At 41.0% G+C, this 25,758-nt stretch carries 31 protein-coding genes and 3 pseudogenes; 31 read left to right on the top strand and 3 right to left on the bottom strand.

Going from position 1 to position 25,758, the window contains the following annotated elements; genetic code table 11:
- Positions 1-261 precede the first annotated feature (261 nt).
- Positions 262-999, bottom strand: a complete 738-nt coding sequence (locus V756_RS0106075; RefSeq protein ID WP_024713904.1) for a hypothetical protein — start codon at positions 997-999, stop codon at positions 262-264.
- 235 nt (positions 1,000-1,234) lie between these two features.
- On the opposite strand from V756_RS0106075, the gene V756_RS01000000121920 reads away from it, so the two are divergent.
- The 31 genes and pseudogenes from V756_RS01000000121920 to V756_RS0105925 all read left to right on the top strand — a co-directional run bounded on the left by V756_RS01000000121920 (position 1,235) and on the right by V756_RS0105925 (position 24,689).
- Entirely contained in the window at positions 1,235-1,363 is a 129-nt protein-coding gene (locus V756_RS01000000121920; protein ID WP_032681806.1) for a hypothetical protein, read from the top strand.
- A 13-nt stretch (positions 1,364-1,376) separates the two neighbouring features.
- A complete protein-coding gene (locus tag V756_RS0106065) occupies positions 1,377-1,892 on the top strand; it encodes a sigma-70 family RNA polymerase sigma factor (RefSeq protein WP_024713903.1) in 516 nt (171 codons plus the stop codon).
- Between the two features lie 101 nt (positions 1,893-1,993).
- Positions 1,994-2,131 carry a hypothetical protein gene (locus tag V756_RS1000000124110; protein WP_167330626.1) on the top strand — a complete coding sequence of 46 codons (138 nt, stop codon included), beginning with the start codon at positions 1,994-1,996 and terminating at the stop codon, positions 2,129-2,131.
- Positions 2,132-2,422: 291 nt separating this feature from the next.
- Positions 2,423-2,635 carry a helix-turn-helix domain-containing protein gene (locus tag V756_RS0106055; protein WP_024713902.1) on the top strand — a complete coding sequence of 71 codons (213 nt, stop codon included), beginning with the start codon at positions 2,423-2,425 and terminating at the stop codon, positions 2,633-2,635.
- A gap of 93 nt (positions 2,636-2,728) precedes the next feature.
- On the top strand, positions 2,729-3,655 hold the full coding sequence (locus tag V756_RS0106050) for a DUF2971 domain-containing protein (protein WP_024713901.1): 927 nt from the start codon (positions 2,729-2,731) through the stop codon (positions 3,653-3,655).
- 126 nt (positions 3,656-3,781) lie between these two features.
- Positions 3,782-4,024, top strand: coding sequence for a hypothetical protein (locus V756_RS0106045; protein WP_024713900.1), 243 nt, complete (start codon positions 3,782-3,784; stop codon positions 4,022-4,024).
- A gap of 162 nt (positions 4,025-4,186) precedes the next feature.
- Positions 4,187-4,945 (top strand): phage terminase small subunit, encoded by a 759-nt coding sequence (gene terS / locus V756_RS0106040; protein WP_024713899.1) that lies wholly within the window; start codon positions 4,187-4,189, stop codon positions 4,943-4,945.
- Positions 4,935-6,143, top strand: a complete 1,209-nt coding sequence (locus tag V756_RS0106035) for a PBSX family phage terminase large subunit (RefSeq protein WP_024713898.1) — start codon at positions 4,935-4,937, stop codon at positions 6,141-6,143. Before terS ends, V756_RS0106035 begins: the two co-directional genes overlap by 11 nt.
- 4 nt (positions 6,144-6,147) lie before the next feature.
- A complete protein-coding gene (locus V756_RS0106030) occupies positions 6,148-7,551 on the top strand; it encodes a phage portal protein (RefSeq protein WP_024713897.1) in 1,404 nt (467 codons plus the stop codon).
- Positions 7,538-8,461, top strand: a complete 924-nt coding sequence (locus V756_RS0106025; RefSeq protein WP_024713896.1) for a phage minor head protein — start codon at positions 7,538-7,540, stop codon at positions 8,459-8,461. The genes V756_RS0106030 and V756_RS0106025 overlap by 14 nt, the downstream gene beginning before the upstream one ends.
- A gap of 2 nt (positions 8,462-8,463) precedes the next feature.
- Positions 8,464-8,661 (top strand): hypothetical protein, encoded by a 198-nt coding sequence (locus V756_RS0106020; protein ID WP_024713895.1) that lies wholly within the window; start codon positions 8,464-8,466, stop codon positions 8,659-8,661.
- A 101-nt stretch (positions 8,662-8,762) separates the two neighbouring features.
- The gene (locus tag V756_RS0106015) at positions 8,763-9,344 is read left to right on the top strand and encodes a DUF4355 domain-containing protein (RefSeq protein WP_024713894.1); all 582 of its coding nucleotides are present in this window, start codon (positions 8,763-8,765) and stop codon (positions 9,342-9,344) included.
- Between the two features lie 14 nt (positions 9,345-9,358).
- Positions 9,359-10,276 carry a phage major capsid protein gene (locus V756_RS0106010; protein WP_024713893.1) on the top strand — a complete coding sequence of 306 codons (918 nt, stop codon included), beginning with the start codon at positions 9,359-9,361 and terminating at the stop codon, positions 10,274-10,276.
- A 4-nt stretch (positions 10,277-10,280) separates the two neighbouring features.
- Entirely contained in the window at positions 10,281-10,616 is a 336-nt protein-coding gene (locus tag V756_RS0106005; RefSeq protein ID WP_024713892.1) for a hypothetical protein, read from the top strand.
- 1 nt (position 10,617) lies between these two features.
- The gene (locus V756_RS0106000) at positions 10,618-10,869 is read left to right on the top strand and encodes a hypothetical protein (RefSeq protein WP_024713891.1); all 252 of its coding nucleotides are present in this window, start codon (positions 10,618-10,620) and stop codon (positions 10,867-10,869) included.
- A gap of 8 nt (positions 10,870-10,877) precedes the next feature.
- Positions 10,878-11,177, top strand: coding sequence for a phage head-tail connector protein (locus V756_RS0105995; protein ID WP_024713890.1), 300 nt, complete (start codon positions 10,878-10,880; stop codon positions 11,175-11,177).
- Complete coding sequence (locus V756_RS0105990) at positions 11,174-11,518, top strand: phage head closure protein (RefSeq protein ID WP_024713889.1); 345 nt, start codon at positions 11,174-11,176, stop codon at positions 11,516-11,518. Before V756_RS0105995 ends, V756_RS0105990 begins: the two co-directional genes overlap by 4 nt.
- Positions 11,505-11,747: pseudogene (locus tag V756_RS01000000121915) on the top strand (HK97 gp10 family phage protein); the annotation flags it as partial. The gene V756_RS0105990 and the pseudogene V756_RS01000000121915, both read left to right, overlap by 14 nt.
- Before the next feature lie 133 nt (positions 11,748-11,880).
- On the top strand, positions 11,881-12,573 hold the full coding sequence (locus V756_RS0105980; protein ID WP_024713887.1) for a hypothetical protein: 693 nt from the start codon (positions 11,881-11,883) through the stop codon (positions 12,571-12,573).
- A 178-nt stretch (positions 12,574-12,751) separates the two neighbouring features.
- A pseudogene (locus V756_RS1000000124285) lies at positions 12,752-12,925 on the top strand (HK97 gp10 family phage protein); the annotation flags it as partial.
- Positions 12,926-12,943: 18 nt separating this feature from the next.
- The gene (locus V756_RS0105975; protein WP_010329801.1) at positions 12,944-13,342 is read left to right on the top strand and encodes a DUF3168 domain-containing protein; all 399 of its coding nucleotides are present in this window, start codon (positions 12,944-12,946) and stop codon (positions 13,340-13,342) included.
- Between the two features lie 13 nt (positions 13,343-13,355).
- Complete coding sequence (locus V756_RS0105970; RefSeq protein ID WP_024713886.1) at positions 13,356-13,880, top strand: phage major tail protein, TP901-1 family; 525 nt, start codon at positions 13,356-13,358, stop codon at positions 13,878-13,880.
- On the top strand, positions 13,846-14,136 hold the full coding sequence (locus tag V756_RS01000000121910; protein WP_032681804.1) for a fibronectin type III domain-containing protein: 291 nt from the start codon (positions 13,846-13,848) through the stop codon (positions 14,134-14,136). The genes V756_RS0105970 and V756_RS01000000121910 overlap by 35 nt, the downstream gene beginning before the upstream one ends.
- An 89-nt stretch (positions 14,137-14,225) precedes the next feature.
- Positions 14,226-14,738: a tail assembly chaperone gene (locus V756_RS0105960; RefSeq protein WP_024713884.1), complete on the top strand. Its 513-nt coding sequence runs from the start codon at positions 14,226-14,228 to the stop codon at positions 14,736-14,738.
- A gap of 20 nt (positions 14,739-14,758) precedes the next feature.
- Complete coding sequence (locus tag V756_RS0105955; RefSeq protein WP_250620083.1) at positions 14,759-15,094, top strand: hypothetical protein; 336 nt, start codon at positions 14,759-14,761, stop codon at positions 15,092-15,094.
- A gap of 4 nt (positions 15,095-15,098) precedes the next feature.
- A complete protein-coding gene (locus V756_RS0105950; RefSeq protein ID WP_024713882.1) occupies positions 15,099-18,746 on the top strand; it encodes a phage tail family protein in 3,648 nt (1,215 codons plus the stop codon).
- Positions 18,743-19,507: a distal tail protein Dit gene (locus tag V756_RS0105945; protein ID WP_024713881.1), complete on the top strand. Its 765-nt coding sequence runs from the start codon at positions 18,743-18,745 to the stop codon at positions 19,505-19,507. The genes V756_RS0105950 and V756_RS0105945 overlap by 4 nt, the downstream gene beginning before the upstream one ends.
- Positions 19,508-19,519: 12 nt before the next feature.
- The gene (locus V756_RS0105940) at positions 19,520-23,110 is read left to right on the top strand and encodes a phage tail spike protein (RefSeq protein ID WP_024713880.1); all 3,591 of its coding nucleotides are present in this window, start codon (positions 19,520-19,522) and stop codon (positions 23,108-23,110) included.
- The gene (locus V756_RS0105935) at positions 23,097-23,348 is read left to right on the top strand and encodes a hypothetical protein (RefSeq protein ID WP_024713879.1); all 252 of its coding nucleotides are present in this window, start codon (positions 23,097-23,099) and stop codon (positions 23,346-23,348) included. Before V756_RS0105940 ends, V756_RS0105935 begins: the two co-directional genes overlap by 14 nt.
- 52 nt (positions 23,349-23,400) lie before the next feature.
- Positions 23,401-23,823, top strand: coding sequence for a phage holin family protein (locus V756_RS0105930; RefSeq protein WP_024713878.1), 423 nt, complete (start codon positions 23,401-23,403; stop codon positions 23,821-23,823).
- Positions 23,824-23,867: 44 nt separating this feature from the next.
- A complete protein-coding gene (locus V756_RS0105925; protein ID WP_024713877.1) occupies positions 23,868-24,689 on the top strand; it encodes a peptidoglycan recognition protein family protein in 822 nt (273 codons plus the stop codon).
- Positions 24,690-24,809: 120 nt separating this feature from the next.
- Here the strand turns inward: V756_RS0105925 and V756_RS0105920 are convergent, their stop codons facing one another.
- Both V756_RS0105920 and V756_RS1000000124060 read right to left on the bottom strand, forming a co-directional pair.
- Positions 24,810-25,193 carry an immunity 22 family protein gene (locus tag V756_RS0105920; RefSeq protein WP_024713876.1) on the bottom strand — a complete coding sequence of 128 codons (384 nt, stop codon included), beginning with the start codon at positions 25,191-25,193 and terminating at the stop codon, positions 24,810-24,812.
- 6 nt (positions 25,194-25,199) lie between these two features.
- Positions 25,200-25,758, bottom strand: a pseudogene (locus V756_RS1000000124060) (hypothetical protein); the annotation flags it as partial.

Raw genomic sequence — 25,758 nt, 5'->3', positions numbered from 1 at the left:
ATAAAGAATGGCTGCAGCTGCTAAAACACTGAATAAAATTCCAGCCAGTGGTTTTTCAAGAACAAATCTTATGTAGTCCAAAAACTTACCTCCAAACATACTTGACTAGTTTAATAGTAACAAATGGGAGAGTGAATTTCTGTTAGATCTTCATTACAAATAGAGAGGAGAGCATTACATCAAATTAGGTAAAGTAGTACACCCGCATGCCTGCTCTCCAAAATGTTTATTGTGCAAGAGCGCTAGGATAATGAAAACAACTCAATAGTTTCTTGAAGACCAAACTATTTCATAATCTAATTCTTCCAACATATGTTCTTTTTGCATGTAATCTAATTTACCTAAAAGAATGAAGGCTCTAAGAAAATAAACAAATTCATTTTTTTCAGATGGATCAACAGTTATTTTGAAATCTAAATAATTAGCTTCGAAGACTATTTTAGGGTGTTCGTCAAAAACATATGAAAAGCTGAAATAGTTGTAGGAATCTTCGTTTTCTAAACTAATGGTAATAGTATGGTGAATTGAAAAGAAGGCTATACTAGATTCTAATACTAAGATAAATGCATTCACTAAATCAAAATAGACTTCAATCTCTTCAATCTTAGGAATTATATAATGATGCTCCATTTTATTCCGTATATAATTTAATCTTGAAATCGAAGATGAGTCAATGACTCTTGCGTTTTTTAAAAATAATACTTTTTGGTCAAAGCTAAGATTCCTCTTTTTTATTAAATTATATAGATTAATTTGATAAAAAAATGTGTCGAGTTGGCAATCTAAAGCTCTTTTTAGATGAGAAAGGCAATTAATGATATGTATAAGATTATCGTTGTTCTTATTTAAATTGTCTAATTCATTCTTCGCAAATTTCAAGAAGTCTCTAGGTAATAAGTCAAAGTCAGGGCATGGAACGGATAATCCTACCCCTCCATCGATAACCATATTATGGATGTTTTCTTTTAAAAATTCTTTTAACTCGTCTATCTTGTTCATTATAAAGCTCCTAACTCTTATTATTAGTAAAGGAAATATACTGCAAATCCAAAAGTTTGTAAATATAAGCTAAACGGATTACTTATATTCATTCTAGTCATTAATGAATGTCCAAGACGGAAAGCCTGCGGACACTGAACTTACAGCATTGCGCTGTTTGTTTGGTGTCCGTTTTTTATTTCGCAACTATCTGGATGTCTATCGCGATTACTTTTGGTGAAAGGGGTGATGATACATGAAACAGTCCAAAAAGAAGCCATCACAGAAGCAACAGGAGCGCTCAGATCGTTTCTGGCAATCAATGATGAACGCAAACATGCAAACACTCAGACGCGGCAAAGGCGGCGCTTATAAGCGTAAATAAGAGGAGGATAAACATGCAAGATTTAATCATTGAATACAAAAGAGCGTTAAAAGAAGCGAGAAAGATGTACCGGGCATTCTCAGAAACGCCAGAAAATGAAATGACAGCCGAACAAAAGAACGACAAGAAGATCATTGGCAGTATGATCAGTGATATTGAATTTACTCTCGAATGGCTACAGAACGGGAGACAACCGGGAGCACGCCGAGGAGCTGACAGAAGAGACGTTTATCAAAGAACGATTCTTGCTGATCCTCGTATCATTGATGCAATGCCAGAAGAGTATGCGATCAATCAGGAGCCAGAAGGAGAGGTAAGCGACTGGGACAAAGAAAGAATTGCTGATGCCCTTTCGGTCCTTACTGAAAGAGAAAAGGACATTTTCATCATGCATACTGTACAAAACATGTCTTTCGAAGAGATCGCCCAGCTGCTGAACATTAAAAAAGGAACAGTGCAGAAAAACATTGAGCGTTCCCGTTTGAAAATGAAAAATAGAGCAGAACACAGCCTATTCTGTTTAGCATGAATAGGTTGTTTTTTATGAGGAAAAAGGAAAAAAATTCTCCAATTTAGTTGACGTGAGTAAAGTAATCGTATATAATTAAATTATAGAAAGGAGGGAAGAAAGTGGCTGAAATAGCAGTGATACTGGGCATCATACTTACAGCACTAACTATCTTTGAAAAAGCTCTTATCATAAGAGAAAAGCTTAAAACAAAAAAGCCCAAAATCAAAAGACGCAGACGACCAAGAAAGCGCAGATGATTTTGAGCCGAGGGAGAAGGTGGATCTTCTCCCTCGGTAAAATTATAACAGAAACAAAAAATAATGAAAAATTAATACAGCCACTTTCAACAAATGGAAAAACTCAGAACGTCAACTGATATTTTTGTCCTTCTTGCTTTGGGATACATGTTATTTGTTCGACAGCATGTCGCAGCCAGTCCATTAAAGACAACTTTAGATATATGCATAATTATTTTGTTTGCTGTTTCAATTGTGGAAAAGTCAATTTCCCTTTATCAAAAATATCGAGAAAAAAGAGGGTGATGCTTGGTGTACAGCCTTAAAGAACGTGATGCAATTAAAAAGTTTTTGAATGAGGAGATCGTTAATACAAGTGAAGCAATTGAAATATTGGGCTTTACTCGTCAATATCTTAATCAGCTAATTAAAACCGGTCAACTTGAACCGGTTAAAGAAATGCCGAGGGACAGGCTTTTTATTAAAGAGGATATATTGGAATTCCAAAAGCATAGGAAGAAATGAGCACCCGTAGCTAAAGGGTGCTTTCGTTCGACAAATTTTGCAAATGGTTCCTATCCTTACAATTTCACCGATAATAAACTGGGAGGGTAAGGTATGAAATTAACAGATATTAAACCCGAAAAAATAGATACTGAACATGATTTAGACTATCTTATTTCTAAATTAAAAAGCAAAAAGAAAATAAAATCACTCTATCATTATACAAATATCTATGGAGTTGAAGGGATTTTAAAACGTCAAGAATTCTGGTTATCTGATGCAAATTTTTTAAATGATAAAAATGAACTTTGGTATACTTACAATTTGTGCGAAGAGGTAATATCAGACATTTGTGGTAAATCAAAAGACAATTTTTTAGATCATTTTAATTATGCTATAGGATCTGAGGATTTAAAAAAACCAGTCTATGTAATGTCACTTACTACAAATTCAGATTCAAATTTACTTTGGTCTAATTATACAAATAATGATGGTTATAATATTATCCTTGACCCCAAAAATTTATTCAATGAATTAAAATTGGATAATTATAATTTATTGAAATTCCCTGTTATTTACGATAAAAAAGTACAAAAGAAAATTATAGTGGAACTAATGAGTAAGTTTATTGGAGTAACCATGTTTTTTCAAAGCAAATCAGATAAGCCTGACCTTGATTTGAGTGATTTGAGTTACGAATGGGGTTTTCAGGATGGGGTTTTAGCACTTTTGGTAAAAACTTTTTCTATATTTTTTAAGGATTCATGTTTTTCTCAGGAAGAGGAGTATAGAATAGCATTAGTCCCTAAAAGTTGGAAGTCGCAATACTTAGACTATTCTTGTAGAGTTTCAAATGGTACTTTTATTCCTTATCTCACAGTGCCAATTCATGATAAAAAGGCAATTAAAGGTTTAACAATTGGTCCAAAGAATAATATGGATATAGCAAAAGACGGAATACTGAAATTTTTAGAAGTCAATGGTTATGACCATCTTGATGAAAACTCAGTTAATAAATCTAAAATACCTTATAGATATTAGTGATTCAAAGTGGTTTTTTGTCTTACGACTGCCACCTATTTATGAAGGGCGCTTTCGTTCGACAAATTTTGCAAATGGTTCCTTTGTCATACTCCTTAACCGATAATAAGGTGGGAGGTGAGAACATTGGCAGAACAAAGTGGATATTATATTTCAGATAAAAATAATGAATACTCTAAAATAATCAACACTTTAGAACATGCGTTACAAAAAGCAAAGAGTAATAATAATATTGTGTTGGGCGAATCTATCGAGAAGCTTTTGAATGAACTAAAAGAAAATCTAGGACAAAACCTTGCTCCTTGGCACTTCATTTGGATTATGCAGGTATTACTCGATTATGTCCCTGACGAAGTTAAGGGCAATTAATTAAAAGCATCCTTCGGGGTGCTTTTTTATATTCTCTGTAAACTGCTTCCGGTAAGTCTCAGGATAGACAATTGGCGGTTAACGGCTTGAGCACGGTGGTGGTTTAGAGGGAATATCTTTTCCAAAACAACTCAATTCAAAAGGGGGCGGCGGTGAATGTAGATGGCTGAGAAGCACATTCAGGCGCAGAAAGATTACGTCAAAGGTATGAAATACAAGGCCCTTGCCGAGAAATACGGGGTGTCAGTGAACACCATAAAATCGTGGAAACAGCGGCATGGTTGGGAAAGAAAAAAGGGTGCACCCACTGAAAAAAGGGTGCACACAAAAAAGGCAGGCGCACCACCCGGCAATAAGAATGCATTAGGGAACAACGGCGGCGCACCACAGAGGAATCAAAACGCTGTAACTCACGGCTTTTTCTCTAAATTCCTGCCAGAAGAAACTCTTGAGATCATGGAAGAGATTCAGGAGCGTTCGCCTGCCGATATAATATGGGATCAAATTCAGATTCAATATGCAGCCATTATCAGGGCGCAGCGAATTATGTTCGTTCAGGATAAAGATGATCTTGTGAAAGAGCTGAAAAAGGCGAAATACGTTTATCAACCTCAAGAGGACGAAGATGGCAACGAGTATTTTGAAAAGTCTATTGCTGAAGAAGAGCTTGAAATACAATTTGCTTGGGATCGTCATGCTACATTCCTGAATGCCCAATCTCGGGCAATGGGAGAGCTAAGGGGCTTGATTAAACAGTTTGACCAGCTGGCTCATGAAGCAGATGAGCGGCGCCTTAAATTGGAGCAAATGCGCTTGAATATCGAGAAGGCGAAGAAAGATATTGACGGTGATAACGGAAACTCTCAAGAAAATGAAGTTGCTGCCATGTTGCGGAAGATGGTGAAACCTCATGGAACTTAACTCCAAGCAACAAGAAGTATGGAACAGCTTTATTGAAGAGCAGCCAAAAATCTTAATATGCAGCGGGGCGAAAAGGGCAGGGAAAACATTCGTGCTCCTTTTGACGTTCCTCGGGCACATAAGCAAGTATCAAAACATGGGGCTATCCTTTATCATCGGCGGGGCAACTCAGGCTTCTATAAAGCGGAATATCTTGAACGATATGGAATTGATTCTGGGCAAAGAATTGAGGCTCGACAAGTCGAATGCCGTTGAGATATTCGGCAACCGTGTTTATTGCTTTGACGGCGCAAATGCAGACTCATGGAAAAAGGCGCGGGGTTTCACGTCAGCTGGCGCATTCTTAAACGAAGCGACGGCCCTGCATGATTCATTCGTGAAAGAAGTTATTTCCCGTTGCTCCTATAAGGGTGCAATGGTCATGATGGATACAAACCCTGAAAATCCGATGCACACTGTCAAAACGGACTATATCGACAAAGACGGGCAGCGGCTGAAAAACGGCCGGCTGAACATCCGATCTTTTCACTTCTCCTTGTTTGATAACAATTTTCTTGATCCTGAGTATGTCGAAAGTATTGTTGCTTCAACACCGAGCGGCATGTTTACAGACCGGGACATTTACGGCTATTGGGTTGCTCCGGAAGGCGTAATATACAAGGATTTCAACAAAGACAAGCACTATATCAGTTCAGACCAGTTAAAAGAGAAACAGGGCAGGTTTACAAAATACTTTGCTGGCGTTGACTGGGGATATGAGCACCCGGGTTCTATTGTCGTAATCGGACAAGATGACCAAGGGTGTTTTTATTTGCTCGAAGAACATTGCAAGCAGCACGAAGAGATTGACTATTGGGTGAAGGTAGCAAAGGACATCGAAGAGCGGTATGGCAACATTAATTTCTATTGTGATACAGCTCGGCCTGAACATATTATTCGTTTCCGACGTGAAAAACTTCGGGCCATCAATGCTGATAAAGCTGTCGTATCCGGTATAGAGGAAGTGGCACGGCTGTTCAAACAAGAACAGCTTTTTGTCGTTGCAGATAAAGTTGACCGGTTTAAAAAAGAAATCTTTATGTATGTCTGGAATCAGAAGACAGGCGAACCGGTTAAGGAATGGGACGATGTTCTGGACTCCATACGTTATGCCCTTTATACGCACAACAAACCAATGAGACGCAAAGGAAAGGGGTGATCAGGTGAATCACTTAATAGATAAGATCAGAGCTTCAGGAATTACACCTGAATTGATTGCAGAAATCATTGAAGCACATAAAAGTGATCATGATAGAATGAAAAACTTGTATGACCGTTACAAGGCGGAGGTTCAGGGTGTACCAATCCTAACCAGAGAAGCCATTGAATATGAGGATTTCGAGACAGGTCACGTTAAGCGGATAGATCATAAGGTCAATAACAAGCTTAATAACTCATTTGATTCAGACATTGTTGATACGAAGGTGGGCTATCTCTTCGGGCACCCGATCACTTATGAATTTGACGATAAGCGAGAGGCGGGCACTACTTCTGCCGGAAAACAGATGATTGATGATTTCAACACTCTGAATAATATTGCTGACGAAGATAGTGAATGGGGAAAGATGGCTACCATTTGCGGCTATGGAGCGCGGCTTGCATATATCGACCGGAACGGTAATGAAAGAGTCAAAAATATTGAACCGTGGGAAGCGGTTTTCCTCAGCGATGGGAATATTCATGAACCAGAATATGCTTTGCGTTATTACGAGACATATAACGGGCAGCAAAAAGCGGAATTTTACGATAGCAAAACGATTTATTATTTCAGTACGAAGGATAGTTCAACTTTTAACTTGGACAACAAACAGCCTCATATGTTCGATGGCTGCCCTTTATTCGGGCTGGCAAACAATAAAGAGCTCAAAGGCGATGCCGAGAAGGTATTGTCTCTTATTGATGCCTATGACCGGACACTGTCAGACGCCTCAAATGAAATTGAGCAGTACAGATTGGCGTACTTGATCCTAAAGGGACTGGGAGCCGATGAGGACACACTCCAGCAACTTAAAAAGACTGGGATTCTTGAACTCTACGATGAAAAAGACGATGTCAGCTATCTGACAAAGGATATAAACGACGCAATTATTGAAAATCATTTGAACCGTCTGGAAGAAAACATTCTCCGTTTTGCAAAGTCGGTCAATTTCTCTGATGAATCATTTGGCGGGAATGTCACTGGCGTTGCAATGAAATTTAAATTGATGGCGCTTGAGAATAAATGCATCACGATGGAACGGAAAATGACTGCTGCCCTCCGTTATCAATACAAGTTGATCTTTTCAGCTTGGGCAACGAAAAACAAAGCTAAAGCAGAAGATTATTTGAAAGTATGGTTCGGATTCAAGCGTAACCTTCCAGCCAACGTTCTTGAAGAGGCACAGACAACATCGCAGCTTAAAGGATTAATCAGCGAAGAAACACGCCTTTCTCTCTTGTCCTTTGTCGATGATGTTCAGTATGAGCTTCATAAGATGAAAGAGGAGGAAGAAGAGTACAGGAACAGCATGCCACCGTTGACTGATATCGAAACAGATACGGGCGGTGATGAAGATGAACCAGAATGATATTGATAAGTACCTGGATGACATGATCACAGAGGACGCGAAAAAGATTGATGTCGTTTTTGCTCAACGGCTGAAAGAGATCAATCAACAAATCGCGGCCCTTTATGCGAAATACAGCAGAGATGGTCAGCTATCTATGGCTGATATGAATAAATACAACAGGTTTAAAAAAGAAATGGAACGCATGACTGAGGAATCCAGTAAGGCATTCAAAACTATCCTCACAATCGTTGAGGCTTTGGCTGCTAAACAATTCCTTGAGAGTTACATGCGCTCTGCCTATTTGTACGAGATGGAAGCTGCGGTCGACTTAGGCTTCAGCATTCCTACTGTCGAAGTAATCAAGCAGGCCATATTAAACCCGATAGCTGAATTGACTCTCTCAGCCTTATATAAGCGCCACAGAGATGACTATGTGAGACAAATACAGATTTCAATTGCTCAAGGCATTCAAGCTGGTGAAGATTACTCGAAGATTGCCCGGCGTATTGAGCAAACGACCGAATTTGCCCGCAGAAAGGCTCGTGACGTGGCGAGAACAGAGACTCATAGGGTACAAGTTTCGGCGAGGATGAGAAGCGCTGAGCAGGCTTCTAAAAAGAGCAAACTCGAAAAGATGTGGAATGCAACTCTTGATCTGAAGACTCGTTCCGGTCACAGGAAGCTTGATGGCAAGACTGTTGAACGAAATGGGCTATTCAAATCAATATATGGCGGCGTCGGGCCGGCTCCGGGGCATATGAATAATGCCAAGGATGATATTAACTGCCGTTGTACGATTGCTTTCAAAGTAAACGGCGTGCTGCCGGATACAAGAAGGGCCCGTAAGCGTGGCAATGGCGCTGGCGAGACTATCCCATATCAAACCTATGAAGAGTGGTACAAATCCATTGAGAAAAAGGGGAAATGATGATGGAAAAGATCAATCATGCTGTATTACATCTAAAAAGTGGTGAAAAAGCGGTTTTAACCGCATATGTGAGTAAACAAATTTTGATGGACATGAATAAAGGTGCTCTTTCAGCTGAAGAAGGTTACATTAACGATGGAAATTACAGTTATCCTATCAGAGAAATTCAAAAAATAGAATGGGTTGGGAAGTCACTATAAAGCTGCTTTTCTATTTTGTCCTGAGCATGACGTTAAAAGGCTTATTTTTCATGCACTCATAACAGGCGCGCACTGTAGAGGGCGAAGGAGGAAGAACTGTAATGCCAACATTAGACGAAGTGAAAAAATTTCTCGAAGAAAATAAAGAGAACGAAGAAGTAAAAGCATTTGTAGGAGAACTTTCGGCCGTATCAGCAGATAAGGTGGAAGGGTTCCTTGAAACAGACGAAGGGAAACGACTTATACAGCCTCGATTGGATTCACATTTTACGAAAGGCCTTGAGACATGGAAGGCGAACAACCTCGATGCTCTGGTTGATGCAAAGGTAAAAGAGCTTTATCCGGAAGAAACAGAGGAACAAAAGCGTATCAGGAAGCTGGAAAAGGAGCTGGAAGATCAAAAGACAGCAGCACAACGTGAAAAGCTTTTAAACAAAGCTGTCTCTTATGCTTCTGAAAAGCAACTGCCGGCAGATGTAGTGGAATTCTTTATCGGCGATGATGAAGAATCAACGATGAAGAACCTCGGAGCATTCGAAGAGAAATACAATGCTGCACTTCAAAAGGCGATTGAATCCAAGTTCCAAGAGAATGGCCGTGATGTTCAGTCCGGCAGCAATGAACCGACAAATCAAAGTTTAGATATTAGCTCGCTTGCAGCTGAAGCAAGTATTAGAAAATAAGGAGGGCTATAAATATGCCAACATTTAATCCAAACAATGCATTGATGCAAGACGCAGTAAACGGGAAGGTCCCGTCCGAACAAGGAACTCTAGTTTTAAAAGAGTTTATGACTCAATCTGCTGTCACGAAACTCGCAAAATATGAAGAAATGACCAAGCCGGAGAAAGAATTCACATACTTGGCTTCTGGGCCAGGAGCATACTGGGTTGGAGAGGGCGATAGAATTCAAACGTCTAAGGCCCAATGGTTAACAGCAAAAATGATTTCAAAGAAATTGGGTGTCATCATCCCTGTTTCTAAAGAATTCTTGCGTTACTCTGTAACAGATTTCTTTACACAAATGCGTTCGTCTATCGCTGAAGCCTTTGCTATTAAATTCGATCAGGCTGCGTTATTCGGTGTCGATTCACCATTTGGTCAAGGTGTTTCTGTATTTGAAAAAATCAAGGAATCTGGTAACACTGTTGCTTTAAACTCACTTGGCAACCTATATGACGAGCTTAATGGAGTAATAGCGTTAGTTGAGGATGCGGATAAGGATGTAAACGGCTTTACAACAACACGCCGATTCCGTCAAAAACTTCGCGGTACTAAGGATGGTAACGGGCTTCCGATCTTCAACGATGCAACTGGCGGCGCAACTCAACAGGCGCTGGGTCTTCCGATCGGATATGCCGATTCTAAGTCATGGGATTACGAAAAAGCGGCATTACTTGCGGCTGACTGGAATTACACACGTTACGGCATCCCTCAAGGCATGGAATACAAAATCTCTGAGGATGCAACATTGACAACAATTGTTGATGCAGACGGAAACCCAATCAACTTGTATGAGCGTGACATGGTTGCTCTTCGTGTGACTCAGCAAGTCGGTTTCATGACATTGACTGATGATGCGTTTGCAGCTATTACTCCAGCAACGGGGGCGTAAGCGTATGGGATACACATCTAAAAACTATAAAACAAATAACGGCGACAAATTGGTGATCGGCGGCGAATTAGAGATCAAATCAGGCGCAAAAGTGACCGGCTTGCCCGGTTCAACGCCTGCTGCTAAAAGCATCACTTCTCAAATGATTGGCGACGGAGAAGTGAAAAACATCAATATTGGTGATGGTTCTGTTCAAAGTCGAAATATTGGATCCAGCAGTGTGCAAAACGCAAATATCGCTGCAAAGGCTGTTACGTTAGCTAAGCTTGGTGATGATGTAATTGCCAAACTCACTGATATTGAAAACCGCCTGAAAGCACTGGAAGGAGGAAGCGCGTGATATGAAAGCATCTAACGGTTCCAAAACAATTGAATGCACTGAAAAGGCTTTTGAGGTGGTTTACTCACATATTGGCTTTAAGAGAGTGGATGAAATCAAAAAGCCAGCTGCCGATCTTTTTGATATGACTGAGGCTCAACTGCAGAAAGTAAACAAAGATGAGATTATTGCTTTCTTGAAAGAGAATGAATATGATTTTGACCCTAAAGCGCCTAAAGATGAACTGATCAAGATTATCTTAGGTGAAGAGTAGGTGATCCAGTGGACATCGGACAAGTAAAGCGAATGACAGGGATTAAGACAGATCGGCATGACGAATATTTGTCTGAAATAGTCCCTATTTTGATTGAGTCTGCCAGTGATTTTTGTAGCAACACTTTCGATCCGGAGGCTTTACCAGCTGGCGTGAAGCTTTTTGTTGCGAAGGCTGCAGAATATAACATGAATCCTTCTGGACTCTCGGGAAGAAGCATGGGGGATGTATCGTATTCGTACAATACAGAATTTCCTCGGTACATCACAAAACACCTTACGCCATATCGAAGGCTGAGAGTTAAATGATTTATGAGGAATTCCCCCACGAAATCACGTTTCAGCGGATGGGTAAGGTGCCGGACGGCGGCGGTGGTTATGAAGAAGGTTACGTTGACTACATCACAACAGAAGCTTTAGTCAGTGGCGTCAGTTCCCGAGAATTTTATCAGGCTCAGCAGCTGCAAAACCCGATAGAATGCAACGTGTATTTCCCTTATCGGACTGATATCGAGAAGACAATGAGGATCATTTATGAAAATAAAATTCTCATTCTCAAATCAGAGCCAATTGATCAAGGCGGCATGCATGAAGTCTTGAATCTGAAATGTCAGGTATCGGGGGTGCTGGAGCCTGATGGCAAGAGTTAGCGGCAGATGGGTCAGGCAAATGCGTAGAGTTACTGAGGAGTTCAGGAGCAATGTGATTGAAGAAGCCAAACGGATAGTAACTGACACGGCCGAGCTGATTTACAGCAACGCCGTTTTAAATGCTCCAACGGCCATGATCGACGGCGGGAACTTGAAAAATTCAATAGAAATCGACTATCGTGACGGCGGCTTAACGGCCGTTATTTCTGTTGGTGCTGATTATGCGGTGAAACGTACGCCGTCCTTGTTAGTAATAACGGGGTAATAAACTGGGCAAAATCGGTGGAAAGCTTCTTATGTAGAATTACGGGGTAATAGGCGTATGTTGGTGTATAATTATCTTATAGGAGATGATTATACAAATGAGAGATCGAAACGGAAGGTTTGTAAAAGGGAATTTCAAAGATCGTTCAGGTGAAAAATACGGCAGATTAACATTTGTTTCAATAGACCATGTGCATGTATCTTCTTCAGGTGAAAGGACTCCATATTGGTATATGAAATGTGATTGTGGTGGAACAAGAATTGGAAGAGCGGCAGATGTCTTAAATGGTCACACAAAAAGCTGCGGTTGTTTACAAAAAGAGGCTATAAGTAAAGCCCGGAAAATTCATGGTGAAGCAGATACACGACTATATTATATATGGGAAAACATGAAGAAACGTTGCTATTACAAAAATAACGATAAGTATAAAAATTATGGTGAGCGTGGTATCAAAATCTGTGATGAGTGGTTAGCAAGCTACCTTAATTTTTCTGAGTGGGCTCATGCTAATGGTTATAACGATAATATGACTATTGAACGTATCGATGTTAACGGTGATTACAAACCTTCTAATTGCACATGGATTCCAGCTGCTAAACAAGCTTCAAATAAAACTTCTAGTAAGTTGGTATTGATTAATGGAAAGAAATATTCACCGTTAGATTTAGAAAAGTTGTATGGAATTCCAGTTAAAACGATCTATGCTCGTCTCTCACGTGGAGATAAAGGCGAAGATGTTATCAGGCCCCTCGGAGTTAGAAGATTCTACAAAAAGCCAACACCGAGGTAACTTGGTAGATTGCGAAAGGCTACCAAGCACCGTAGAGCGTAGGAACTGAATAAATATAATGTTCCCAAGAGTGTCCGGCAACCAGTAAAGGTTGTCTTTTTTATTGGTTGAAAATGTACGCCGAACTTGCTGGTGACAGTAAGAAGTATGGATAAAAAGCCATACGATAACAACTTGGTATGTAGAGTATGGAACAGGGATTTATAGCGAATCGGGCGGCGGCCGGCAGACTCCTTGGGTCTATTATGATACCAAGCTTAACCAGTGGGTTATGACGCGGGGGATGCGGGCCCAGCCGTTCTGGAATCCGTCTATTGAGGAAGGTATGCGGTACTTCGCCAGTCAAATGTGATAGAAAGGGGCTGTCATTATGCGGTCAGCCATGTGGCCGTTGCAGACGGCTATATTTCAAAGGCTATCAACTGATGAAGAGCTGAATGCACGCGTCACTGGTGTGCTTGATGCAGTCTCGAAAGATCAGAAAAAGCCATATGTGACAACAGGCGATGATGACGTTTCGCCATTTGAAACAAAAACGTCTAAAGGTGAAATCATCAATGTTGTTCTCCATTGCTGGAGCGACTACAACGGCAAAAAAGAAGCGATGCAGATCCTTGATTTGATGCTACAAGCAATAACGAGAGAGCCCCTAGAAATAGAGGGCTTTTCTTTATGTCGTTCTGAGATGCGCGGCATGCAGGTGATCACCGACATTGATGGTTACACCCGGCACGGCATTCTCAGGATGCGGTACACAATAAACAATTGAGAGGATGAACAAAATGTCAGATTTATTGAATGGTATTGATGAGGTTTACTTTGTTCAACCGATGAATGCTACTTCAAATGAAGGCCTATTTATTGCTTTCCAAACAGAAGGCAGTCATACAAAAGAACAAGATACAAAAGATGAATCAACAAAGTCTGGCCGAATCGTTGGTTACGGTCCTAAATCAGAGAACTTTGAGCTGACTTATTATGCTGCTACCAATGATCCAGGGCAATCTGCAATTGAAGACGCTTATGATAACGAAGAGACAGTTCAGGTATGGAAAGTAAACCTGAATAAGAACGCAAACCAAAAGCATGATTCAGAATATGGACATGCAATCATTGAGAGTTTAGAGAAAAGCGCTCCACAAGATGGATTTATTGAGGTTTCAACAACCTTGCCTGTACTCGGTAAGACTCGTAAAGGGGAACTTGATCCTCTGCCTCAAGAATTAATTGATCAGATCAGATCTTCTGCGGGTGCGAAAAAGTTCATGCAGTTTGGCGAGAACGGCAAAACAACAACTACACCCTAAGGCGCCCCAAAATCTATCGTTCACGGCTACTACTGACAGCGTGACCGTGAAATGGGATGCGGTAGATGGGGCAACGTCATACAAAGTGTATAGAGGAGCGGACAAGAAGCTTGATGCTACTGTCACAGGTACATCCCACACCTTGACAGGAATTGCAGCCGACACGAAACTGACGGTCAATGTCTCTGCTGTGAACGATGCGGGAGAATCCTCGATGACTGAAATTGTTACGCAAACACAAGCGGTTACGACCTAAAGTACCATTCCCGCACAAATAAAGAAGAAGCATAGGAGCCCGGCTGTTGCCAGGGCTCTTTTTAATACAAAATTTTGGAGGTTTTAAATATGGCTCATTTAACAATTGACGGAAAAGATTATGCTGCACGTTGTGATTTCGCTTTTGATAGAACAGCAAATGAGAAATATGCGAAAGAAGATAAAAACGGTGACAAATCAGGCGGCACATTAACGATTTACAACAGTTTACTGAACGATGATGCTGTTTATCTTTCTGCATTTTGGGATTGCGCACTTGCTCACTTGAAAAAAGGCAAACCTTCTGTCGAGCAGATTGAGGATGCTATTGCCAAGATCATCGAAGAAGATGAAACTGGCAACGCCGTTGATGAAATGGTGAAAGAAGCTTTTAAAACACTGGATTCAGCGGGTTTTTTCAAAGGAAAGATTCGTCAGCAATGGAAGATGATGAACAAGCTGGCGAAACCGAAAAAGGTCAGCCCGAACGAGACTCCAGAAATGGAAGCGAAGCGTCTGGAGGAAGACGAAATGAACAAGGACATGCTGGAGACGATGGAAGAAGCGTACAAAGAGAAGACGGGATCGACTATCTCCAAGTAATTGAAAATGCAGCTCGTTGGATGGGTGTCTATGACAACGATGTCATTATGTCATGGACTCCAAACGAGTATAAACGAAAGCTAAAAGCAGCCAAACTGCGTGAAATTGATGAGATAGAGTTACTGGCGAGAAATGCTATGTTTCATCGCTATGCATTAAACGAAAAGAGACCAAAAGAATCAAAGATGTTTGACGCTAGAAAAGCGCGCAGAGAGCTTGAGCGTTCTCTGACAAGCGAGGAAAACAAATGGCGTGAATCAGACGTAAACAAGCTTGGTCCGAGAGCAAAAGGCGTGCAGATGTTAAATGACGCTGTGCGGTCTTATTTCGGAAAACAATCCAAAGAAAAGGGGTGAGGGCATGATCGAGAGGCTTACTGCTGTTGTAGAAGCTCAGACGCAGAGATTCAACAGAAGTATGGACCGAGTCAATGACATGTTGCGGCGAATGGCTGATACTCATACTGTTGAAGTTGAAGCAGAAACCGCAAGCTTCCAAGCGCGAGTCAGACAAGCAGAGCAGCAGATCGACAACTTTATTCATCGGCATCAGAGAACTCGAGTCGATTTAGACGCAGACTCTGACGACGTACAGCGAGCGGTATCAGCGGCAAGGACAGAACTTGCATCGTTGCCCAACAGGGTTACAACCAACATTAACGGGGATACTTCAGATTTAACTCGCGCAGTCGCTACTGCACAAACTGAGACGAGATCCTTACCTAACAGAGTATGGATCTTTATTGAGGCCCGTACTGATCGATTTGAAAACTCTATGAATCGTCTGGCGAAAATCACTAACTCCGTTTCTACTGTAATAGGCCATTCACTTGCAGGGGCTTTCACCTCTGCGTTGCCTGCGATTTCTCCGGTTCTTGCCAGCATTACTGGCGCTATAGGTTCACTGGGCCCGATGCTTGGTGTGGCAGCTGGTGGAGTTATGGGACTCGGAAGTGCTTTTGCAGTAGCAGGAACAGGAGCTGCTTCATTCGGGGCGCTGGCGGTTTCTTCATTAAGTGGTGTTTTTAAAGCATCTGAGGACTTGAAAAAGCTTCAAGAAAAACTGGATGAAACCACTGACGCCAAAGAACGTGCAAAAATCATGGAGAAGATCAAGGCTATCCAGCAATCTCTCGGAAAAGAAGAGAAGAAAGCCCTTGATACTTTAGAAGATTTTAAAGCAAATTGGCAGAGCATTGCTCAATCTGTACAGAAACCGATTTTAAAAACGTTCACGAGCTCGCTGACGACGTTTAAGGGCGTTCTGAATAGTTTAAGACCTATGTTCAAAAGCGTGGCAAATGGCGGCGTTACATTAGCTAAAAGCATGAATGCGGCGTTTAAAGATACCGACATGCGGCGCTTTATAGATTACATGAACAAAAATGCTGGCCAGGCTTTCGTAACGTTTGGAAAAATAGCCGGCAACGTCCTCAGAACAGTTATGAATCTGATTGTTGCTTTTGGTCCTCTTGGGAATGACATGTCGGCCAGTTTGGAAAAGGCCACGGCTTCATGGGTGAAGTGGTCAGCCAATTTAGGTTCATCTAAGAAGTTCCAAACGTTTATAGAATATGTCAAAACAAACGGTCCTAAGTTGCTGCAGATCATCGGGAACTTATCAGTCGGTCTGACAAAGTTGTTTACCGGTTTTGCCCCGATGTCTCAGGACATGATGACATCTCTTGTTAACATGACTCAAAGGTTTAATGAATGGGCCGGCAGCGTCACGAAAACAAAAGAATTTCAGTCGTTTATTGACTACATCAAAACGAACGGTCCGACTGTTTGGAGTACGATTGGTGAAATCGCCAAAACAATCATCAATTTGCTCGTTGGTATGGCTCCGTTAGGGCAAACCATCTTACAAACGGTAAACGGGTTTTTAAAATTCACAAATGCAGCAATGCAAGCTAACCCTGCTATCGGGCAATTTATCGCGGTGGGCATTTCATTACTGGGCGCACTAAGAGCGTTAGTTCCTGCAATGGCTGCTGTTAGTGCAGTAACAAATGGATTTAAAGATTTTAAAGACGCTGCTCAATACTTGCGTGGGTTCAAAGATACAGCTGCCGGCATTAAGTTAGCCGGATTGATAGCTCAATTAAAAGGAGCCACTGCAGCTATTGGTCGATTCATTGCAAAATACACGGTCATGGCTGCTCAAGCCACAGCAAATGGCGTAAAAATGGCAGCATCTTGGACAGCTATGAAAATCTCTGCTCTTGTATCTTCCTTAAAGAGCGGCATAGTTCAAATGGGTCTGTGGATCAAGAATATGACTGTTATGGCGGCGCAGTCCATTGCACAGGCAACACGAACTGCAACGGCATGGACAATTATGAAAATAAGCTCTTTTGTCACTTCCCTTAAAGCTGGGATAGTGCAGATGGGCCTTTGGATCAAACAGATGGTTGTCATGGCTGCTCAATCTGTTGCTCAAGCTGCGAGAATGGCGGCGGCGTGGACGGCAGCACAAATCAGTTCATTTGCATCTATGTTGGCAGCTGGAATCACTCAAATGATCGCCTTCGGAAAACGTCTCGTGATTCTTGCGGCTCAGGCGGCTGCAAACGCAGCGAGAATGGCAGCGTCTTGGGTCATTGCTATGGGTCCTATTGGATGGATCACAGCGGCTGTAGTGGGTCTGGTTGTCCTCATCATCGCGAACTGGGATAAGATCAAGGCTTATACAGTCAAAGTCTGGGGCGCTGTTTCTAAGTGGCTTTCATCAGCGTGGACAGGCATTAAGAATGCAGCATCGAAAGTGTGGTCGGCTCTCGTCACACTTTTAAAGGCAAATTTTGAGCTGCAAAAAAAGGTAATTATGACGGTTTGGAATGCCGTTAAATCATTCGCCTCAAAAGTCTGGAATGGGATTAAAAACTCAGTTACTAAAGTTTGGAACGGTTTGAAAAGCGCCGCATCTGCAGCGTTTCTCTATATGAAAAACCAGATTGCAAACAGAATCCTAGCAACTAGAGAAAAGATACTCAGTACATGGAATGCCATAAAGAGTAAAGTGTCTTCAATATGGAATGGGTTGAAGTCAGCCGCATCTGCAGCCTTTTTGTACATGAAGAACCAAATAGCAAACCGGATTTTGGCGACACGTGAAAAAATCCTTAGCACTTGGAATGCAATTAAGAGTAAGGTTCAATCCATCTGGAACGGGATAAAATCAGCAGCGTCAAATGCCTTCCTTTACATGAAGAATCAGATCGCAAATCGCATAATTGCGACCCGAGAAAAGATAGTGAGTATCTGGAATAGCGTGATGAAGTTTTTCAAAGGAATCAACCTGAAAACCATTGGCCGCAATATTATCCAAGGCCTGATAAACGGTATCAGCGGCATGGCGGGGGCATTAGCCAGCAAAGTGAAATCGATGGCAAATGCAATCCCTAATGGCATGAAAAAACTTCTAGGAATTCACTCGCCATCAAGGGTTATGCGCGATAAGGTCGGTTATCACGTCGGCACAGGTATGGCAGCTGGTATTGATAAATCGCAGGCCAAAGTGAAATCGGCTGCAGCCAGCACGGCTAAGATTGCACAGAGAGCGGCTGCGGTGGAAGTGAACAATAAAGTAAGCAGTACAATTATTAGTTTTGAAGCCCAAAACACTGCTGTAGACACTTACAGCAAGATGCTTCAGACGATAGAAAAGAAGACAACTCTTCAAAGCTTCGATATAGGCAATACGGTTTCTACTAATATAGCAGCGGGGATTCAGTATGGGATCAATGCAGTTCAGAATGCAATAAGTACAATCAGCGATGCCATGTATATTGAGCAGAAAGATATGAATCTTGCTTACGATACATCCATATCTAGAAGCGATTTGGGCACTGTCAGAAAAGAATTGAGTGCAGATGTCAAAAACCTTGAGTTACCTGAAAGGACTATCATTGTTGAAATGGACAGCAAGAAAGTCGGACAAGGTGTAGAAAAGCCTGTGACAGACGCACAAAAAAGATCAAATGCAAGGAGGGTGAGATTTAATTGATCAACTATCAGGAGCTTTTGCCCAACCAATGGAAAATCACATTCAATGGGATCGATATTTCACCCTTCTTTTATGTGAAATCAACCACTGGCCGGGGAGTAATGAGCCGAGAGGTAAATACAGCCACGATTGGGAACCGTCCAGGCGGTTTCTATCGGGGCACCAGACTACCAATTAGAACGATAACCATAGATGTTCTTTTTGCATTCAGCAGTGAAGAAGAATTGAAGAAGAAACAAGAAGAACTGACTTATATTCTGCATGCAGACGAACCGAAACCACTCGTTTTCCATGATGAGCCAGACAGAACTTATTATGCAATATTTGAGAGTGTATCTGAAAGCGAGGAGCAGGGTGGCTTTCAACAGGCAACATTGACCTTTATCTGCCCTGATCCTAAAAAGTATGGAGCGGCTGCGGAATCAGAACTGAATGCCGGAGTGCAGGTTTTCACAAACCCGGGGTATGCGGAGATTGAACCAAAAATCGAATGTGTTTTTAAAGAAGCGGCCACTTCATATGAGGTAGCTATTTTAAATGGTGATGGATCTGTTTCTAAGAAAATAAAAGTCGTTTACAACTTCATCGCCGGTGACACTCTCATTATTGATTCATCAAAGAGAAAAGTGACATGTAGCGGCAAATTAATCATGACTGCTCTGCAAATACAATCTGAGTGGTTCACGCTGCCACCAAAAGTACCAACAAAATTGAAGTTAAGCCACGCAAGCAGCATCAAATTCGATGAGGCTTATTTGTAAGGAGGTCCGTTAATGGCTGACATGTATATTCTTTCACCAGATGATCAAGTCCTGACAGTGCTGTCCAGCGACGGACAAGAAGCGTGCAGGTTTTGGGATGCCAAATACAAAGAAGAGCTGAATAAAGGCTCTTCTTTTTCTTTTGTAGCAGATGCTTCCCATCCTGATGCGCGCTATTTGTTTGAAGAGAATCAGGTTGTTTTTAGAGATAAAGACGGCATTCTCCGATTGTTTGTGATTAAGGAACTTGATGATACAGACGAAAACTCAGAGGTTAACACTCTAGTAACATGTGAAGCTGCCATGATGGAGCTGGCAGAAACCTTTGTGAAAGACTTCCGGCCAACTGACAAAACAGCAAAATTTGTTTTAGACAACGTGCTTGCCCGTTCTCGGTGGGTTGCTGAGGTAAGTGCTGAACTCGGCACAAACTCCACCACGTTTTATAAGAAAACAGCTTTAGAGTGTATTGCCGAAGTGATAAACATCTGGGGCGGCGAGCTTCAAGATTCTATCGAGTTTGACGGAAACAAGATCACAAAGAGAATTATCAAGATATTGCCACGACGAGGAAAAGATAGCGGGAAACGCTTTGAGATAGATAAAGATACAGAGAATATTAAAAGAACGGTCATCAGCTACCCATTGACAGCTCTTTGGGGATATGGTGCCTCTATTGCTTCAACAGACGAAGACGGGGAGGAGACGGGCGGTTATTCGCGGTTTATTGACTTCTCAGAAGTAGAGTGGAAGAAATCAAAAGGTGATCCAGTTGATAAACCACTGGGTCAGGAATGGGTCGGCGATCCAGATCTATTAAAAAGGCTGGGACGCCTTAAAAACGGTGAATTGATCCACAGAGAAGGACAGTACAACAATGAAGATATAACTGATCCAGCGGAGCTTTTAAAAGCCACATACAATCATCTCATTACGACAGCATCAAAAACTGAGGTGAATTATGAGCTTTCAGTTCAGTTGCTTCAGAATGTACCAGGTTATGAGCACGAGCACGTTGAGCTGGGCGATACAACAATTGCCATAGACCGAAATTTTGCTATTCCGATAGAAACGTCGCAGCGCATTATATCAATGGAATATGACATCACAGATCCAGACAATACCTGCGTTGTGGAAATAGGGCAGTTTTTATCGGTGCTCCAAGGTGATGATCGGATTGATCAGATAGAAAATATACTCGACAAGAATCGTGGTACATGGGAAAGAAAGCCGGACGCTGGCGAAGTCACTGATGGCAGTTTCCCGGATAAAAAACCACCGGTGCCTAAAAATGTTGAAGTAAAGTCAATGTTTCAAAATATCACCTTAACATGGGACTATGATCCATCGAGCTATATTGCTGCCTATGAAATTTATGCTTCTCAGATCAAGGGGTTCACACCTCTAACAGAAAACAGGATTTTTCGTGGGAAAACAAGCGGATATGAGCATTTTACAGGCGTGAATGAAGTTTGGTATTACCGCCTTCGAGCAATCAATACAAGAGGCACAGCAAGCGATTTTACAGATGAGTTCTCGGCCACTACCCAGCGAATACTGACTGATGATATTTTATTTGGTGCAGTAACAGCAGACCGATTGGCAGACTTGGCGGTAACAGCAGATAAGCTCTCACGTGATTTTTCAGAGGCTAATATTTTGCCGGGTTCATTGCTAAGAGCAAGCGATATTACCGGTCTTAATAGTGCCAGTATATCCGTTGTGAAAAACGGCGAACACAATGAAGTAACAGCAACTAAAACAAAAACGGATAACGCCTTATTCGGAATAAGTACATCGCCAAGAAAAACACTATCTTTAGTAAAGGGTCAGACTTATACCATCTCATTTGAGCTAAAACGCGGCGATATACCTGGCATAACTTATTTAAATTTCAGATCCACTAATTCAAGCTCTGAAAATAACCTGATTAATACATCGAGTATTTCAGATCTGACTAAAAACCCTGCGGATCAATTTGTTCGTGTGGATCTGTCTTTCGAATCACCATTATCAAGCGACACTATTCATTTGTTGCTGGGTGGTAGCGTTGGAGACGTAGCTGTAGCTGGATCTTTTTCTATTCGGAAACTTCAAATCAGAAGGGGTCTTGTTAAAAAAGAATACACCTTCAGCCCTTTCGATGTACTTTTGACTGATGGTTCCGTTACATCTGATTTTATTGCAAATGCTGCTATTGGATCAGCCCACATACAAAACGCTGCCATCAATTCAGCAAAAATAGCAGATGCAGCAATTACATCGGCAAAAATCGCTGAGGCGGCAATAGGAACAGCAGCAATTCAAAATGCAGCGATAACAAAAGCACATTTAAAGACAGCGATTATTGATACTGCACATATTATTAATGGGGCTATCACCAATGCAAAGATTGGGAGTTTGTCAGCCGACAAAATTACGTCTGGGACAATCAAAGCTATTGATATTACAGGATCTCTGATTAAGGGCGGGCGCTTTGAACCGTTGAATGAATCAACCGCGTATACTTCTTATATTGAAGGCAATAAGATATACCAACGCAGAAACTATTCGACTACTTTAAAGCCTTTTGAAAGATACGACAAAATGGAGATAACGACCGGGAAAATTTCAATGATAACAGGGAGCAGAGAAGGCGGAACAGATCAACCATTGAGATTTTTGGATTTAGAAGATGCGTCCATTAAGATGTCTGGCAATACATCGCAAACAGGGTACGCCTCAATGGATTTACTTTGTAATGATAAAATTCTTGGAGGTTCCGATCCTTTTTCTAGGGTTCAGATGAACATATCAGGGAGTAAGTCTTTGAGTATATGGTCAGGTCTTAACAGTGGGAAAAAATACGCCAATTTTGATGCGCGAAACTCCGATTTTATGCAAATTCTTGGCCCTGAGATGCATATATTTGCTGATAAATCTCTTATTTTAAGAGGGCAAACTGCAATATCTATAGAAGGTGGGAATGGTGGAATATCTATACGAGGCGGTAAAAATGGCTTATCTATGTCTGACACAAGATCTATTAAAGGCCAATCTTCAAAAAGTTTAGAAGTATTTACAGATGAAGATTTGATCCTAAAGGGCGGCGGGCTTTATGGGGGTGATTTTACAATTAGAAAAGATGGCTCAGGTCCGCAAGTAGTCTCAAAAGCTATTTACAACCGAACATACTCAAGTGCTGCTAATGTTCATATCACCTCATATGGAACACTCGGCCGCGTAACGTCAGCAAGTAAATATAAGCTTGATATTGAAGAATTTCCATCTGATAAATATGATCGGGTTTTAGAGTTGATACCGAAAACGTGGTACGACAAAAATACCGTTGAAAATTATGCTGAAAATTTAGCGAACGGAAAAGGAGACACACCTGAAGAGGAAGCTCCTTATATTACAAGAATCCCTGGTTTAATTGCCGAAGATGTAGAGGCGGCAGGGCTTTCCGAATTTGTGAGCTATGGAGAACTGAACAAAGACGGAAAAAGAGAAATTGAGGGCCTTATGTACGACAGGCTCATAACTCTATTGATTCCTATTGTTAAAGGTTTAAAGCAAAAAGTTGAAAGTATCGAGGGGAGAATGAAAAATGCAGGAATCTAAAAACAATGAACAACCATTAAGTATTGAAGAACTGAAAACAACAATAGAAATAGTAAAGGAAAAAGCTTTTGTTTATCAACAAAAATGGGTACGAGCAGAAGATATAATACTTGATCTTCAATATGACAATGGTAAAAAAACTAAGAAAATAAAAGAGCTTGAGGAGCATATTGAGAAGTTAGAAAAGAACCTCAACAACTTGAAAGGTCCAGTAAAACCAAATCATCAAAAAAACTAAGCGGCGGAGAAGCGGCTTTTTTATTTTGCCTCTAAGGAGGTGATCAAACGAAATGGAGGAAACGACTGTGTTTATCAATTTTGAAACATTGGATTTAGCGAGGATCTACCTGTTCGGAGGTGTTAAATATCTCGATTTATTACTGGTCCTCAGCATTATTGACGTCATAACAGGAGTAATCAAGGCATGGAAATTTAAGAAGCTACGGAGCCGGAGCGCTTGGTTCGGTTACGTCCGGAAGATGCTCAGCTTTTTGGTGGTTATTGTGGCAAACATTATTGATACAATTCTCAACCTGAATGGTGTTCTCACATTTGGAACCGTTCTTTTTTATATCGCCAATGAAGGGCTTTCTATTACGGAGAACCTGGCACAGATCGGCGTAAAGATTCCGGCTGCAATTACGGACCGACTTCATGTAATTGAAGAAGAAAACGAACAAACAAAAAAAAAAGATGAACAAGCTGCTGGGTAATCCAGCGGCTCTTTTAATTTAAAAACAGAATAGGAGAGATACTCATGACAATTGCAGTGAAAAAGAATCTTGTATCAGAAGCAAAATACGGCTTGAAATGCCCTAATCACATGGACGCTGAATACATCACCATTCATAACACTTACAATGATGCACCTGCTGCTAATGAGGTCAGCTATATGATCGGAAATACCAATTCAACGAGTTTTCACTTTGCAGTTGATGACAAAGAGGTAAGACAGGGCATCCCGACAGATCGCAATGCATGGCACACAGGGGACGGAACAAACGGTACCGGGAACCGTAAGTCTATCGGTGTTGAAATTTGCTACAGCAAGTCGGGAGGACCTGAATACAGGGATGCCGAAAAGTTGGCTATCAAGTTTGTTGCTCAGCTGCTTAAAGAACGTGGCTGGGGTATTGATCGTGTACGGAAGCATCAAGACTGGAGCGGAAAGTATTGCCCGCATCGCATTTTAGACGAGGGACGTTGGAATGAAGTTAAAGCGGCGATTGATGCTGAATTAAAAGCGCTTGGCGGCAAAACATCAAGCAAGAAAACAACTTCATCTAAGACAGTTAAAAAATCAAGCTCAAGCAAAAAGAAATCATCCTTTAATCTGCCTTCTGGCATTTTCAAAGTGAAAAGCCCATTAATGCACAGTGCTGCCGTTGAACAGATTCAAACAGCTTTAGCTGCGTTGCATTTCTATCCGGATAAGAAAGCCAAAAACTTTGGTATCGATAGCTATTATGGACCGAAAACAGCCGATGCCGTCAGACGATTCCAGCAAATGAATGGGTTAAAAGCTGATGGTATCTACGGGCCGAAAACTAAGGCGGAAATTGAAGCGAAATTGAAGTAATATAAAAAGGCCCTCTAAAAATGGGGGCCCAACTAGCTATCTTACACAAAAGTATACAAAAAAGCACCCGTAGTTGTTTTAACAATCAGGTGCCTTATTGCACCAAGAAGGAATATTAATCTAGTCTACATATTCAGCTGTACCTATAAAATTAAGTTCATATTCATTATTGCTTACTGAATTTATAGCTCTACCGTCTTTAACATAATTGTAGTTGTAAATCAAAATAATGGTATTATACTTAGAACTTAGTTTAACATCTTTAAACTGCTTTATCAGCTGATCATCATATGAAAAATCTATTAGAAGCTCTTCTATATCATCTTCATTATCTGGTATCCAATCCTTCTCTATTAAATCTCTATCATAGTAGCCTAATTTAAAATCCTTTTCAAAAGTGGAAGGAATACTATCTCCATCTTCATCATATTTTACTTCAGTATATTTTTCTAGCTCATCAAAGTTTGGAAAGTTTCCTAACCACAAAGAAACATCATTGTTCATAACCTATTACCTCCTTAATCCTTCTGGTAAATCCATAACACCATTCTTCATTCTGTTGCTAGCCCATTCATTTAGTCTTTTAACAAAACTATCATAGTCAGGAGCAGTATCAATTATTTTTAAAATTTCATTATGAGCCTTTGTAGATCCTCGCCTTCCATGACGGCCAGGGGGATTTACAAATTCAACATCTTTAGTTAAAGACCTCATTTCTTTTATATCGTCCATACTTACGCCCCATTGTTTAAACTTTGGTGTTCTAGCAACTAGATGCCACTCATGGTAACCTCCAGGACGCCTAATCCTATCTTCTATTTTACTTCTCAATTGAGGGACACTCCACATTTCCTCGAATTCATCAACAGATAAGTTATCAAACCATTTATTAAATTCATTATTTCTCACTGAAGGAATCTGTACATCTTTAACCGTACCCTTATTGTTAGAACTTTCAGATCTTCTGAGAACACTCTCTTTTTTATCTTCCGCAATGCTTTTTAGAAGCGGAGTATTTTTCACGTTAATGGTTTTCTCAGCATCTTGAAGGATTCCTTCTAATGCAGGA

The sequence above is a fragment of the Bacillus tequilensis KCTC 13622 genome, assembly GCF_000507145.1.
GTDB classification, from domain to species: Bacteria; Bacillota; Bacilli; order Bacillales; family Bacillaceae; genus Bacillus; species Bacillus tequilensis.
Note: the sequence above shows the minus strand (reverse complement) of the source record. Positions and strands in the feature narration are given on the sequence as shown.

What these genes read in the sequence shown, in the direction of transcription:
- V756_RS0106010 (WP_024713893.1), top strand. Translation starts at nt 9,359, where the DNA reads ATGCCAACATTTAATCCAAACAATGCATTGATGCAAGACGCAGTAAAC.
- V756_RS0106075 (WP_024713904.1), bottom strand. Translation starts at nt 999, where the DNA reads ATGAACAAGATAGACGAGTTAAAAGAATTTTTAAAAGAAAACATCCAT.
- V756_RS0105980 (WP_024713887.1), top strand. Translation starts at nt 11,881, where the DNA reads ATGAGAGATCGAAACGGAAGGTTTGTAAAAGGGAATTTCAAAGATCGT.
- V756_RS01000000121920 (WP_032681806.1), top strand. Translation starts at nt 1,235, where the DNA reads ATGAAACAGTCCAAAAAGAAGCCATCACAGAAGCAACAGGAGCGCTCA.
- V756_RS0105975 (WP_010329801.1), top strand. Translation starts at nt 12,944, where the DNA reads ATGCGGTCAGCCATGTGGCCGTTGCAGACGGCTATATTTCAAAGGCTA.
- terS (WP_024713899.1), top strand. Translation starts at nt 4,187, where the DNA reads ATGGCTGAGAAGCACATTCAGGCGCAGAAAGATTACGTCAAAGGTATG.
- V756_RS0105955 (WP_250620083.1), top strand. Translation starts at nt 14,759, where the DNA reads ATGGGTGTCTATGACAACGATGTCATTATGTCATGGACTCCAAACGAG.
- V756_RS0105950 (WP_024713882.1), top strand. Translation starts at nt 15,099, where the DNA reads ATGATCGAGAGGCTTACTGCTGTTGTAGAAGCTCAGACGCAGAGATTC.
- V756_RS0105925 (WP_024713877.1), top strand. Translation starts at nt 23,868, where the DNA reads ATGACAATTGCAGTGAAAAAGAATCTTGTATCAGAAGCAAAATACGGC.
- V756_RS0106020 (WP_024713895.1), top strand. Translation starts at nt 8,464, where the DNA reads ATGGAAAAGATCAATCATGCTGTATTACATCTAAAAAGTGGTGAAAAA.
- V756_RS0106065 (WP_024713903.1), top strand. Translation starts at nt 1,377, where the DNA reads ATGCAAGATTTAATCATTGAATACAAAAGAGCGTTAAAAGAAGCGAGA.
- V756_RS0106015 (WP_024713894.1), top strand. Translation starts at nt 8,763, where the DNA reads ATGCCAACATTAGACGAAGTGAAAAAATTTCTCGAAGAAAATAAAGAG.
- V756_RS0105970 (WP_024713886.1), top strand. Translation starts at nt 13,356, where the DNA reads ATGTCAGATTTATTGAATGGTATTGATGAGGTTTACTTTGTTCAACCG.
- V756_RS0105935 (WP_024713879.1), top strand. Translation starts at nt 23,097, where the DNA reads ATGCAGGAATCTAAAAACAATGAACAACCATTAAGTATTGAAGAACTG.
- V756_RS0105940 (WP_024713880.1), top strand. Translation starts at nt 19,520, where the DNA reads ATGGCTGACATGTATATTCTTTCACCAGATGATCAAGTCCTGACAGTG.
- V756_RS0106000 (WP_024713891.1), top strand. Translation starts at nt 10,618, where the DNA reads ATGAAAGCATCTAACGGTTCCAAAACAATTGAATGCACTGAAAAGGCT.
- V756_RS0105960 (WP_024713884.1), top strand. Translation starts at nt 14,226, where the DNA reads ATGGCTCATTTAACAATTGACGGAAAAGATTATGCTGCACGTTGTGAT.
- V756_RS0106050 (WP_024713901.1), top strand. Translation starts at nt 2,729, where the DNA reads ATGAAATTAACAGATATTAAACCCGAAAAAATAGATACTGAACATGAT.
- V756_RS0105920 (WP_024713876.1), bottom strand. Translation starts at nt 25,193, where the DNA reads ATGAACAATGATGTTTCTTTGTGGTTAGGAAACTTTCCAAACTTTGAT.
- V756_RS0105930 (WP_024713878.1), top strand. Translation starts at nt 23,401, where the DNA reads ATGGAGGAAACGACTGTGTTTATCAATTTTGAAACATTGGATTTAGCG.
- V756_RS0106005 (WP_024713892.1), top strand. Translation starts at nt 10,281, where the DNA reads ATGGGATACACATCTAAAAACTATAAAACAAATAACGGCGACAAATTG.
- V756_RS0106035 (WP_024713898.1), top strand. Translation starts at nt 4,935, where the DNA reads ATGGAACTTAACTCCAAGCAACAAGAAGTATGGAACAGCTTTATTGAA.
- V756_RS0106025 (WP_024713896.1), top strand. Translation starts at nt 7,538, where the DNA reads ATGAACCAGAATGATATTGATAAGTACCTGGATGACATGATCACAGAG.
- V756_RS0105990 (WP_024713889.1), top strand. Translation starts at nt 11,174, where the DNA reads ATGATTTATGAGGAATTCCCCCACGAAATCACGTTTCAGCGGATGGGT.